Source organism: Pseudonocardia zijingensis, assembly GCF_042657305.1.
GTDB classification, from domain to species: Bacteria; Actinomycetota; Actinomycetes; order Mycobacteriales; family Pseudonocardiaceae; genus Pseudonocardia; species Pseudonocardia zijingensis.
Genome location: NZ_JBHSKO010000003.1, coordinates 607,870 through 622,290, shown reverse-complemented (window position 1 = coordinate 622,290; position 14,421 = coordinate 607,870). Strand labels below are relative to the sequence as shown.

The following is a 14,421-nucleotide window of genomic DNA, read 5'->3' as shown; positions in this document are numbered from 1 at the left end:
CCACCCCCAGCGCCGCGTTCACCCCCATCCGCTTGCCGAACAACGCATTCACCAACAGCGACAGCCCACCCACACCCCACCCCGCGAACGCCAGCAACAACGTCGACGTGGCCGCCACCCCGTAGGTAGCGGCGATGTCGAACGTGGCGTACGTGGCCGCCATCGCCACCGTCATCCCCACACCCACGTGCAGGCCCAACAGCTCCCCCTGCCGGGCACGCAACCACCCGGACAGCCCCGCCGCGACCGGGTGGTCCCCGCGCTCCCGGTGGCGCAGGCCTGCGAGCGCCCCGAACGCGGTGCCCAGGAGCGTGCGCATCGCGAGCACCCGGCCGGCGAGCCACCGGCGGAAGCCGCCACCCGACGGCCCGGTGCGGGTGATCGCGAGCGCCACCGCGAGTGCGGCCAACCCGCCCGCTCCGATCACGAGCGTCGCCCAGCCCCAACCGGCGTTGCCCGTGCCGCCGAGCGAGTACGCCGTGGCGGTCGCGAAGCTGCCCGCGAGGTAGGCCAGGCCCTTGACCTGAGCGGCGGCCATCTTGAGCGCGTTCTTCTCCGTCCTGGTCAGCCGGGCGGAGGCGTCGATGACCTGGATGAGGTAGACGGACAGCCCGGTGGTCGAGAACTCCAGGCCGATCAACGCGGCGACCGCGCCCACCTGGGCCACGATCGGCACGGACGATCCGAAGGCGGCAGTCAGCGCCGGCAGCGCCGCGGCACCGGCCAGGACGTACCCCATGAGCCGCACCAGCCGGTTCGAACTGCTGCGTGCGGCCAGCAGCACACCGATCGTCAGAACCAGGGCACCACCGACGAGGAAGGCGGAGGCGCCGGTCGTCACCAGCCACGTCGCCGCGGTAACCGCCGTGAAGTACAACCGCCACACCGAGTCGATCGCGGCGAGCGTGAACGGGTAGGCCACGTACTCCCCGGCGATCAGGCGCGCGAACGGGTTGCGCGCCACCGTCACCAACGGGGTGAAGGGCGTCTGCCGCACCGTCGGAGGCGGCGCCCGGTCCCACCGCGGCGACGGAACCACCAGCCACGACAGCACCACGATGACGCCGGCGATCCCCGCCACCACGCCGGCCGCCAGCGGTACCGACACGACCACCAGCGTCTGGGTGAGCCACATCATGCCGAACAGGGCGAGGCTGACCGCGGCGGTCGCGATCTCGACGATCCGAGGGCCCTGCACGGCCCGGGTGACGGCACCGACGACGCGCCGCCACCGGGTGCTCGAACCCGTCGCCGAACCGGCGGCCTCCCACCGACCCCGCAGGGCGACCGTGAGGTCCGACCACTCCTGCAGAACGACCTGCATGAAGAAGGCCCCGGACGCGGCCGTCCCCGCCAGTACCGCCGCAGCGAAGTAGACGGCGACGCTGCCTCCGGCCAGCGCGACTCCGGTGAACGCCACGGCGACCGCCAGCAGTGTCGCGGGGATCATCACGCGGGTCGCCAACCGTTGCCAGAACGGCGCCACCCCGAAGTTGCCCGGCAGCGCCTGTCCGCCCGTCGCGGCCGTGAACAGGAACGTCGCACCGGACCCGAGCACCGCCATCACCGGGGGTGCGCCGGCCAGCACCGCCACCGCGTACATGGCCGCGTAGGTCATGGCGGTGGCGAGCGACAGGACCGACACGAACGCCCACCGGTGCGAGGCGGAGAGCCCGCCGCGCCACCGCGCGAACGCCCCTGCCGTGCGCGCGGTGGCGATGTGGTGGTCCAGCATCGCCAGTTTCGCCGTGGCCACGGCGCGCAGCTGGTCCAGCTCACCGGCCTCGACGGCGCCGGACATCAGCTCCTGGAGGTCACGCAACTGCCTCAGCAGCACCCACACCCGCGGCAGGTCCGCGGTCAGCCACCGATCCGGGCGGATCTCCGCGATCGCTCGCAGCCTGGCCTCGACCAGCTCGCCGAGCGTCCTCGCGGTGACCTGCTCCGCCGCAGGCGGGGCGCGGCTCCGGCCCCAACGCGCCACCCACTTCTTCACGGCGGCGGCGAGCCGCCGGACCGGGCCAGCCTCCATGGAACCACGTCGACCCGGTGCGTCGGCGGCGACGCCGAGGATGTCCCGCACCTGCGCGGAGCTCAGCCGGGTCTCCACGGCGATCTTCGTGATCGACAGGCCCGCCGGGTCCCGTGCCGCCCGCCGGACTGCGTCCGCCAACCGGGCCTCGTACTCCCGCGCCAGCTCCTCCTCGGCCACCGCGGCCCGGTCCTCCGCCTGCCGCAGCGCGGACATCTCGTGATCGAGCCGGCGCCTCAGGTCGTTCAAGCGCTCCGCGACGGTCATCCCGGCCCATTGCGGAACGGTGCCCGCGAGGTCCGTGTCCCGGGCGAGCGCGAGCACGTCACGCAGCGGCATGCCGAGCGCGTCGGCGACCCGCTCCGCCGGCACACCCGCCTCGGTCACCAGCGCGCGGATCCCGCCCACGAGCAGCGCGAACACCGCGGCTTCCGCGGCCGCGAGCCGCTCCCGGGCCGCCGTCGCGCGAGCCTGCAGGTCGGCGAGCCCGATCTCGACGTCCTTCACCGCCGCGACCAGCGCCCGGGTGGTCGCGCGGCGGGCGGCGGCCCGCCGGGCCCGCTCGGCCGGCCACCGCGGCGCCCGCAGCACCACCCCGGCCCCGCCGGCCATCCGGTGCAGGACCCACAACACCGCGGCGGTCGCGAGGCCGGACACCGCGGTGATCGTCACGGGTGGGCTCAGGGGCGCCCCCACCACGACCGCACCGAGCACCGCCGCCGGCACCAGCGGCACCACGGTCGCGAGCACCGACCGGAGCACGGCAGGCGGGCTGTGGATCAGGCGGGCCCGCCACTGCGCGAACCGCGACTGCCCGCGCACCACCGCCATGCCGAAGAGCGCAGCCGCGCCGGCACCGACCAGCGGCGCCCACTGCCCCGGCCACAGGGCCAGCAGACCCCAGTACAGGAGGCTCACGTTGCCCGCAGCCTGCATCACCTGCAGGTACGGCGCGCCGAGCCGGCCCGGGCGGAGCGCGTTCACGATGCCCAGCACGCTCACCACGCCGAAGGCCACCGCCAGCGCCGCCGTCACCGACAGCAGCACCGGGTCGAACGCCACCCACCCCAGCTCGTAGAGGTACAGCGCGTTGCCGAGGTTGGACGTGATCGGGTACGCCACCCAGGTCACGAGCGCGTCGACGACCGGGTGCACCGGCCCGGGCCGGCCGCGCAGGTCGTTGTAGGCCGTGTTCGCCGCATGCAGGCCGAACAGCGCGACGGTCGCGGTGTACAGACCGAAGATCCAGGCGTCCAGGCCGGTCGCGGTGAACGCCGAGAAGCCCATCCAGGCCACGTTCACGACGAAGGTGCCCATCAGCAACGCCGCCCGCACCACGCCCACGACGCCGGGCCGGTGCGGCACCAGGTTGAGCCCGCCGCGCATCGCGAACGCCGCGCTGCTCGCGACCGCCGCGGTGCCGGCGAGCACCGAGAACGGGAGCGCTACCGGCTGGGCGACCGTCAGCGCGACCCGCAGCGCGACCACCGACGCTGCCGCCATCAGCACGACCGGCGCCCACACCCGGACCCACATCCGGACGCCGTGGCGCTGCGTCCCCGACGGTGGTCCCCGCTGCTGCGCGTCGTGGCTCTTGCGCACGGAACCGCGCGCGGCCGACGGACTCCCGTCCTGCGGCCCGTGCGCCGCAGCGCCGTTCTCCGTGCTAGGCACGTCGGCGGCAGCACCCGAACCACCGGCGCCGGGCCCGGAGCCGCCCCCCGTGGCCGACGGGGCCGGGTCGATACCGTGATCACCAGGGCCGCCGTCGGAGGCGGTCCCGCCCTGGTCGGTGTCGTCGGTCCCGGAACGGCCGGTCAGCAGCGCGCGAACCCGGTCCCGGGCCTGGCGCCACAGAGGGCTCAGGTCCAGCAGGAATGCCGTGAGCACGAACGTGACCACGGTGCCCGCGACGACGACCGAGATGTTGCCGCCCCAGTGGAAAGCACGCTCCACGGACACCGCGAGGGTGGCGCCGAGGAAGTAGAACACCGCCTTGGCCTGCGCACCGGCGAGCTTGACCGCGGTCTTCTCCTGGTCGGTGAGCCGCGTGGAGGTCGTGATGACGGCGTTCAGCGCGACCAGCAGACCCGTGGTCGACGCCTCCATCGCCCACAGCGCGAAGATCGCCGACGGCACCGCGCCGAACACACCCAGGTGCGCACCGATCCACCCGACGATGCCGCCGACGACCATCACCCCGGCGACGACCAGCGCCGCCGGGGCCGGGTACCGGTTCAGCAGCCCGCTGCCGCCGGTGGTTGCGTTCACGTCCTTGCGGGACTTGACGGCGTTGACGATGTCGGTGAGCGCGAACAGCGCCGCCACGACCAGCCCACCGCCGACGAACGCGAAGCGGGCGGTGAACACCTCACCCTTGGCGGCGTGTGCGGCCTCGAAGAACGGCCGCCACTCCGCGTCGATGGAGCCCATCGTGAACGGGTACGCCGCGTAGATCGCGGTGACGTTCAGGGCGAACCGGTTCCGCAGGACCACCTGCACCGGTGCGACCAGCTGCTCGCGGAACGTCGGCGCGGACGGCCGGTCCCACCGTGCGGCGGGGGTCACCAGCCAGGCCAGGCCGGCAGCCACCAGCGCGACCGCGGCGAGGACCGTCGCTGCGGCGGTCAGGACAAGTCCCTCGGCGGTCACCAGCAGCACCGACAGGACGGTCACCATGCCGAGCACCGCCACCCCGACCACGCCGTCCCAGAAGATCACCAGGCGACCGCTGTCGCGCCGCAATGTCGTCGTGCGGCCCACCCAGCCCTGGAAGGTGTCGAGGGCGAAGAAGTTCCCACTCGTGACGATCCCGGCCAGCACCGCGCCCACGGCGTAGGCGGACGCCGATCCGGGGAAGGCCGTGATCACGGCGGCCACGGCCACCGCGCCCAGCAGCGACGCCGTCGTCATCGCCCGCGGCGACAGGCGGAACCACAACCCCCCGAGCAGGGCGTTCCCGGCCATCTGCCCCAACGCGGCGATCGCGAACAGACTCAGCGACGCCGCCCACCAGGCCGCGCCGACCGCGGCTGCGACCACCGGGGCACCGGCGAACACCGTCATCACGTACATGGGCGTCAGCAACAGCCCGATGACGAGGAACGTCACCGGCACGTACAGCCACCGGTGCAGGATCGAGGTACCGCCACGCCAGCGTGCGTTCCACCCGGCCTTGCGTGCGGTGTCGATGTGCCGGTCCAGCGCGGCCAACGTCGCACCCGCCGCGGCGGCCTGCCCAGCCGCGCCGCCGGCCGATTCCATGGCCGCCGCGATGCCTCGCAGGTTCTGCTCCAGCACCCAGCGGACGGGCAGCTGCTCGACCGGCCACCGGTTCGCCGGGATCTCCCCGATCACCGTCCGGCGGCCCTCGAGCGCTTCCAGCACCTCGCCGGCGGTGGCCGGTGGGCCGCGTGCGGTGCCGGCGCCGGCCTGCCTGCCGCGCCGGGCGGCGAGCCGAGCAGCCACGACCCTGGCGAGCCGGGTGATCCAGTTGGTGCGCTCCGGGACGTCCGCGTGGCCGGAGCCGAGGATCTGCGCGACGCGCTCGACTGACAGGCCGGTCTCCCTCGCGATCGTCGCGACGGTCAGGGCGTCGGCGGCCTGGCGCACCGCGGCGGTCAGCGCGTCCCGCCGCGCCTCGGCGAGTTCTTTCGAGGCCGCCGCCACCTCGTCCGCCGTGGCGCGCAGCGCTGCCATCGCCTCGTCCAGCAACCGGACGAGCTCCTCCCCCTGCGCTCCGGGCCCGCCCGGACCCAGGTCGGGCGTCGTGGCAGGCAGCTTGCGGTCGCGCGCGATGGCCGCCACGTCCCGCTCGTCCATTCCCAACTTGCGGGCGAGGACGGCGACGCTCGTCCGGACCGACTCCGGCGCGGCCGTCACCGCCGCCGTCACCACCGCCCGGATGCCGCCGACGAGCAGCGCGTACACCGCTGCCTCCGCGGCCGCGGAGGCAGCGATCGCGTCGCTGAGCCGCTGCGCGGCCGTACCCGCGAGGGACGAGTCCACCTCCTTCGTGGCCGCCCGCAGTTCCTGGAGGCCCCGGCGTTCCGCGCGCCGCGTCGGCGCCCCCGTTGCCGCGCGCCCCTCGTGCCTCCCGCGGGTGGCGCGCAGCAGCACCGCCCCGGCCGCAGCCAGCACCAGCCCGCCACCTGCGACCACCAGCCACAGCCCGGACCGGTCAACCGGCAGACCGCGCACCGCGGGCGCCGACGGGTCCGCAGACGACGGCGACGAGGACGGCTCGACCGGTGCCGTCGGCGACGCCGACGGCGAGGGCCCGGCCGACGGCGGCGCCGTCGAGGGGGACGGCGACGGGTCGGCCGGCCGCACGGGCTCCGGCCGCGTCTCCTCGCCGGTCCGCCCGTCGTCCACCGGCCGGCCCGGGATCTCGAACCGCTCGCCCGCGAAGATCCGGCCCCGGTCCCGGCCGGCGAACCCGTTGCCCTGCGCCTGCGCCAACCGGTCCGGATCCACCCCGAACCGCGCCGCGATGCCGGGGAACGTGTCGCCCCACCGCACCTCGTAGCTGCCGTCCCAGCCCGGCGGGATCCGCAGCCGCTCACCGGGGTGGATCAGGCCAGGGTCGGCCCCGCGGAACCGCTCCTCGTTGGCGTCCAGCAGCCCGACGCGGCGATCGTCGGGTGTCGACCGCATTGGCACGTCCATGCTCCGCGCCAGGTCCCACATGGTGTCGCCCGGCTGCACCACCAGCTCCCGCGGCAACCCGCGATCCGGCTGCACCGCATTCCGCTGCTCCGGCGAGGTCACCGCGGTGATCCCCGAGCCCGGCACACCCGCGTGGGCAACGGCCCCACCGGCGACACCGCCGACCGACAGCAGGCCGGCGAGGACCACCGCCACGGCGGATCCCACCACCACGCGCAGCGGCGGCGCCCGGCCGCGGAGCAGGCCACCAACCCGTTCGACGAGCCGCCGGTGATCGCGCACCACCCGGACCAGCACCGCGACCAAGCCGGCAGCACCCGCCACGAGACCGGCGGCGACCAGCACCGACGGCCCGGCCACGGCCTGCCCCGCCGCAACTCCCACCGCGGCTGCCGCGCTCACCGGCACCATGATCAGGACCACCGTGACGACCAGCGTGCCGACGATCAACCGCCAGGTCGCCCGCTTCCACCACGGCCGCTCCCGCGGCAGCCGCAGGAGGTGCGCCGGCGCCGTGATCGCCGAAGCCGACACGGCAACGGCTCCGGCCATCCGGAGGGCGACCCGGATGTCCGTCCGGACGACCTGGATCGTCTCGACGAGGCCGGTTGCCTCCCGCAGGTGTGCCGCATCGAGGTCGGCGGGCGACGGCGCGGTGATGCCGGCCGTCCACACACCGGCGCCGACCACGAGGAGCACGGCGGCCGGGAGGTGCCTGGTCCACCCGGTGTGCCGCTGCTGCCACCAGGACAGCGATGCCAGGAGCAGCCCCAGAGCGCCTGCGGACATCGCGTAGTCGGCGAGGTTGGCCACTGCGCCGGCGAATCCGGGCAAGGGGTTGCTCACCATTGACCCGACGGACATGTCGAGTGCGTTGGCCGACCACCCGCCCACGATCAGGGCGATCGGCGCGAGGAAGCGCGCCTGCGCGCCGCGCCATGCGGCCACGACCACGCCGACCGCCGCCAGGGCGTAGAGCACGGGCTCGCTCCCCGTGGCCCAGTGCATCCCGTAGAGGCTGCGGAGCGGATGCTGCTGGTGGGCCCACGCCTTGTGCAGCAGGTCGGCCCCGGCCACCGCGGCCGTCGCGGCGAGCACTCCCCCGGCGCGCCGCAGCGCCGAGCCCGGCGACGCACCCGCGGCGTCGGCATGCTGCCGGACGTCGCGACGCCATCCCCACGCGGCCAGCACACCGCCCACCGCGAGCACAGGCAGCACGAACACGGCCAGCGGGCGCAGGTGCCCGGCACGACGCGCGTCCAACTCGTCGAGCTGCGCACGGAGCCGCGACTCGTCGAGGGCCGCGACCGAGCTGTCGACCCGGTCCATCGCCGACTCCAGGCCGTCGAGCCGGCTCCACGCGGTCGGATCGTCGCCCGGACGGCTGAGGTCCTCCCTGAGCCCGAGCAGCACGGAGTTGTAGTAGTTCGGACCGAAGTAGTCCGGAGCCGCCGCCCTCGCGGCCTCCTCGATCCGCCCGGCCTCCGCACCGAACTCCGCCGCTGCGACCACACCCTCGTGGGATTCGGCCCACTCCCGCATCTCCGCTGCCCGGTCGCGCAGGTCGTTGACCACCTCCACCCGCGCCTGCAACGCAGGCAACCGCGCGCGAAGCGCGTCCATCCGCGCCCGGATCGCCCGGTGGTCATCCGACGGCTCCGCCGGCGCGGAGACGCTCGTGGCCTGCCCGATCGCGGGCGTGGCGGGGTGTGCCGCCTGCGCCGGCCCGAACACCGCCAGCACCGTTGCGATCACCACCCCGACGGCGACCGCGACCGTCCTGGCGGCCGCCGGCGGGCCGCGTTCGGACCAGCCGCGCACGAGCGGGCGCAGCAGGCGCAACCCGACGGCCAGCAGCCCGAGCCCGACAGCCGCCGCGACCACCACCGCAGGTGCGGCCGACCAGCCGATCAGAGCGGTCGCGGCGCCCGCGAGCGCCACGACCACACCCGCGTGGACCTCGCCGGTCTCCGACCGCTCGCGCCTCTGTTCCAGCAGGTCCGCCCAGAAAGCCTCGAACTCCGCCGCCTGGCGGTTCTTGTGGGCCGCCGCCCGCTCGATCAACTCCTCGGCCCCGTTGACGCCGGTGCCGCGGTAGTCGGTGCGGGCCTGCAACGCGGTCCGCAGCATCTCGGCCCACTCGTGGTCCGAGAACTCCTCGACGATCCGGGCCTGGGCGATCGCCTCCCGGTGCAGCTCCTCCACCACCGCGTCCGGCAGGCTGCCGTCGACGATGCGCTGGTACACGCGCCCGGCGAGACCCCACGCGGACGGGAATCCGGTATCGGACCGCGACAACGACACGGCTCGCGGGTCACCGAACCCGGCCAGCGCGGCACCCACGCCGGCCCGGGTCACCCGCCGCCCACTGTCGGTCAGCACGAAACCGCGGCCCGGCAGCTTCGGGTCGTAGAGCGCGCGCAGGACGACGTGCCAGCGCACCACGTCCACCAGCGCCGACCGCTCCGTGGTCCGGGGGTCCGCCCAGGACGCCGGCTCGCCGCCCCGCACCCGCTCCCGGAGCACGCCGAACCGGCCGTCGCGCACACGCCGCTCCGCGGCGACGGTGGAGCGCCCCAGCCACTGCGCCAGGGTGTTGCCGATCATGCCGGCCGCGGACGCGTACTCGTCGCGCGCGACCTCGAACACGAGCCGCGTGCCGTCGCGACCGGTTGCCGGCTCGCCGGCGTCCGCTGCCCGGCCGAGGTGGTGGGCGGCCAAGCCGAGGACCAGCACGTCCGTGCCCAGCACGAGTCGCTCGGTGACGCCCACCGACAGCAGCCAGAAGATCTCTTCCGGCGCGGGCACCACGAACGCCGCGAGCACGAGCCACGACGTCGCGACCACGCCGAACCACGCCGCGCCCCGCATCCAGCGGGACCAGGGGAGCTGCGCGGCCAGCAGGAGCCCCGAGACACGCGCCCCCACCGCCGCGAGACCGAATGCCGCCAGGTGCATCCCGTGGGCCAACTCGGTGCCGACCGGCGTGACCGGCGACGATGCCATCAACGCCATGGCCGGCGTGATCAACCCGAGTAGCGCCCCGACCAGTCGCGCCCGCGGCAGGTCGGACTTCCCTGCCAGGTTCGCGACCATCGCCGCTGCCGCACCTATGGCGAGCATCGCGACCGGCACCAGGATCTGCCCGAGGGGCGTCGCGACGTAGTCGCTGACCGTGTGGATCACCGGGCTCATGCCGGCCGCCAGTCCGTGCAGCGCCGCCACCGCACCCATCGCGACCCCGAGCAGCGCGTACACCGCACGCACCGGCCGGACGGGGTGTTCCCTGAGGTGCCGGACGGCCCAGGTGATCCCGGCGACGGCCGACACGGCCGCACCCGCGGCCACCACCCACGCAGGCACGCCGGTGACCGCCACGAGTCCGAGCGCGGCGCCGGCGCCCAGCACCAACGCCGTCGCCGGCGAGAACGACCCGGACTCCGAGGAGCGGGCGGGGTCCGACACGTACCCCGGGCCTATTTCCCGGTGCACCCTCAGGTGGCGGGTCTGGGGCAGTACCCGGCCGGGTTCCCCGAACAGATCCAGCCACAGCACGTCGACCTGACCGGCCGCATCGAAGCGGTATTCGACCGCGACCTGCTCACCGGTGTCATCGGGGATCGCCAGTTCGCGCGGATCGATGAACCGGCCGGCTTCCGCCGGGGTGTCCAGCCACAGGCCGCTCTGCGCCGCCCAGCTCCGCAGGTATTCGCGGACTGCAGGCGCGAAGTCGATCGCATGGCTGGTGTAGATGGCGCTGACGTAGAGCAGGCTGTTGTCGCCACGCCACACCGCGAGTCCGGCGACCCGTTCGCCCCGGCGTCCGGGCGCAGCGGGATCGTGGCGCCACGCGCTCACCATCACGAGCCGCGGGTGCAGGTAGCCCTGCACGTACTCGCGGTTGCTACCGACGACGCAGTCCAGGCACGACGTCGAGCGCCGACGGGCGTTCAGGATACCGTGCACGGTGTCCTCGACACCGATCAGGAACCGCTTCCCGTCGATGTCGACGTCGAGGGCGGCGGGCGCCTCGGCCCGGGCCACGACCTGCGGCGGGTCCGCGCCGAACGTGTCCGCCCACGCCTGGTCGAACGCCGCGTCGGCGGCCTCGAGCCCGGACCGCGCGTAGGCCTCCAGCCAGCGCGCGATCTGCGCCTGCAGCGCCGGTGTCGCCACGTCGTTGTAGCGCACCACCGTGTTCCACAGCTCGATCTGCGTGTCCGGGTCGATGACGACGGTCCGGCCACCCAGGTCGGCACCGAGCTGCTCGGCGATCAAACCGATGATGACCGCTCGGAAGTTCTGGACGTCACGGCGCAGCTCGTCGGCATGGGCACGGACGAGGTCAGGGCGTTCACCGTCGGGGGCGTCCCGCAACGCCGCGGCCAGGGTCGCGATGACCGACCGGGAAGCATCGTCGAGCTTCATTGCCAGGTCGTTGCCCGCCGACATGTCCTTCCCGAGATGGCGGCGGCGCACTTCATGGATGTCGACGACGACCGCGAGCAATCCGAACCATTCACCGAAGAACCGCTTCCGGTCGGTGTCCTTCGAACCCGGCCGCTGCTCCAGGAGCGCCAGGATGTCCTCCCGGTGGGAGGTCTCCCACAGGTGCAGCACGAGGTTCAGGTGCTTGATCGCCAGGCGGCGTTCCGGCAGCTCCGCGAGCCAGCCGGCCCCGTCTGTGACGAGGATCAAGAGCCCGAGGGCCAGAGCTCCCTTCAGGTCGCGCGTCTCCGGATAGGAGCGGAGAACATCCCATCGTGCGAGCTCGGTCTTGAGCGGCTCGGCTGTACCCGCCTGGAACGCGCTGTTGATCAACTGCGTCAACCGGGGAATGAGCGGGTCCAGGATCTGCAACCGGTTGATCTCGGGTCCGACGGCGAGCACCGTTCGCCAGAAGTCGAGGTCCGAGATTGAAGTGTGCTTCACCATGGTGAACAGGAATTCGGCAAGCCTCAACCGGTCGAGCTCACTGCGCAGCGCTGCCACCCGTGTGGGATCGCGTGTCCACACGCCGGTGCTGATGTCCAGCACAGCCAGCACGTCCGCGGCAACGGCGAGCTGGGCACGAGCCTTCGTGGTGATCGCCTGCGGCGCCGCCCACATCGCCGCCTCGGCCTCGGCCAGGAGACGCTCGGCCTCCCGCTCCGCCCAGCCCCGTCCGGTCGGGGCGCTGACCGGCCGTGCTTCCTCCCCTGCCCCGAGCAGCACACCCAGCCCGGCAACCACCTGACGATGGATCGTCACGATCGCCTGCCGGAGCCGGTCGGCGTCGACGGGCTCCGCTGCGAGCTCGGCCACGCTGGTCTGGCTGACGCTCGACAACGTGTGCAGCACGGACGCGGCCTCCGCCCGGGACAGATCCGGGTTCACCAGAGCGACCTCACCCGGACTCATCTCGCGGCCGATCGTCGTCAGGCGAACCAGGCCGATCCACTGGTCGAGGAGATCGGCGCGCTCCGAACCGGCACCGGGCATCCCGTCGAGGAGCGCGAGCACAGGCGCATCCCTGCTCCACAGACCTGACAACATCATGAGGTCGTCAGGGGTCATGCGATGGCGTGGCAGCTCGGCGACCCAGCCCGCACGATCCGTGGCGATGAGCAGCAGGGCCAACGCCAGCTTGGTCTGGATATCGCCTGCGACGGGGTAGCCACGAATCCAGCCCGACCGATCGAGAGCGTCCTCGACCCGCTGGGCGGCCTCGCCCCGGACCGGGGTTCTCACCCGTTCTTCGAGCCGCTCCCAGAGCCGGCGGTACTCCTCGTCGCGATGCATGGTGGCCAACTCGGCCGCGTGCGCCACCACGAGCTCCCAGGGGCCGGTCAGCAAGTTGTCGTCCAAGGCCGCCAGCAGCCGCTGCAACAGCCGCAGCCGATCGAGCTCCGCCCACAGGGCGGCGGTGAACGGGTCCTGTCTCGATCCCAGCCGCTCCAGGTTCGACTCCGCCCGATCCAGCAGCCTCCCCATCCGAGACAGCCCCGCCCAACCTGCTGCGCTCACCAGCAGGCGTCCGATCGCGCGGTGCCTCCAGTGCCGGCCGATCATCCGCACCGCGACGGCCAGCGCGACGCCGCTGAGAACCGTGACCACCCCGACGGACAGGGACGGCGAGCCGAGGAAGCCGAGCGCGTCCTGCAGCCAGATCACCGCGGCGGCGGCCGGCAGCCCAGCGACGGCCCCGTTCCGGTCCGTGCCGGCCCCGCGGTCGCCGCGGAGCTCCTCCCGCAACGACGCCAGCCGCCGGGACGTGGCCCCGGCTGCCGCCCCCGGGTCACGCTCCACGGGGTTCTGCTCGTCGCGATCGCCTGCGGTCACACCCGGCTCCGCAGGCTTCCCGGTCCCCTTCTGACCGTGGAACAGCAGGTCGAACGCGGGGTGCAACCCGTGCCGGGCGAAGGCTGCCCGGCCGAGGACCAGTGCCCGGTCACTGTCCTCCGGCGTGCGCCGCGTCCCCATGTAGTGGCCACTGCGAACGTTGATGCCGGCGATCAACCCGGACCCGTCGGTGAGCACGTAGATCTCGCCCGCCGCCAGCACGGGTCCCCCGTCCGCCGGCCGCGTGTGGTGGATCCACCGTTCGGGCCCACCCCTCGGCGACAACCACAACGAACCGTCCGTTCGGATCACCCACAGCAGTTCACCGCCCCTGCGCAGGAGGTCACGGGCCGCGGCGGTACCCACCCGGGCCGGGACGACCCCCTGCGCTTCGGCGGCCCACAGCTCTCCGAACACGGCCCCCGCCACCAGGGGGTACAGCGGGGTCGTCTCGGCCACCAGCCGGTCCCAGTCACGCACAGCGGCGGCCGTCGAGCCACCGCCCAGCGCCGTCCGCTGGTTCTCGGGCGCGAGCACCACGAGGTCCTGCCCGATCGCGATCCGCGGCCCGGCCAACGCGTCGAAGGCCGCCCGGACGGCGTTCTCGCCGACGCCGAGCGTCCGCGCCAGATCGGAGATCCGAGCAGCCCCTGCCGGCCCCAGGACCTGCTCCGCCGACCCGTACGAGTTGAGGAACGGGACGTCTTCATCGCGGGCAGCGGCCGGGTGCCGGTCCGCGGGTTCCTGGTCGGTGCGGAGGGCACCGACCGGAACGAGAACGGTGGTGATGTTGTCGGCGCTGCCCCGGCCGAGCGCGGTGACGGTGAGGTCGGCGGCGGCCTGTCTGGGATCGCCCGCCGCACCGCGCAGGATGCGCAGCGCGTCCCGGTCGGTCAGCCTGCCGTTGGCGTGCCTGAGGTGCCCGGTGAGGCCGTCGGTGGCCAGCAGCAGGACCCCGCCCTCGGCGAGGCGGAAGTGCCGCACGCCTGGGGCCTGCTGCGCCCCGCCGAGCGTGAAGGGCCGGCCCGGCTCCGACTGCAGGTCGTCGGTCAGCCGGTGCGCTCCGACGCGATCCACCCAGTACGCACGGCTGTCACCGAGCCAGCCCACGGTCACCCACGTGTCGTTCCCGTTCCGGGTGACCACCGCGGTGATGATCGTCGTGGCCGGGTCGCCCTCCGTCCCTTCGACCACGTGGCGGGCTTCTTCGATCGCCTCGACGACCCGGCCCGCCGCATCGGCTGTGGAGATCGGGCCGCCCGCCAGCAGCCGCTCACCGACGTGATCCGTCGCCGCCCGGGCCGCCAGGTGCGCGTTCTCCGAGCGCTGCCCGTCGCGCGTCCTCGACACCCCGTCGGCGACCACCGCGACGACGTGGCCGGCGGCGCCGATCCCAGCCG

The 14,421-nt window shown here is 73.8% G+C and carries 1 protein-coding gene (only partly in view); it reads right to left on the bottom strand.

Annotation, left to right across the window (positions count from 1 at the left end; all coding sequences use genetic code 11):
- Positions 1-14,421 carry part of the coding region annotated (locus tag ACFPL3_RS09865) for a LysM peptidoglycan-binding domain-containing protein (protein WP_379588770.1) on the bottom strand (this coding region is incomplete at its 3' end). The annotated region continues 13,444 nt past the right edge of the window, so 14,421 of the 27,865 annotated nt are shown.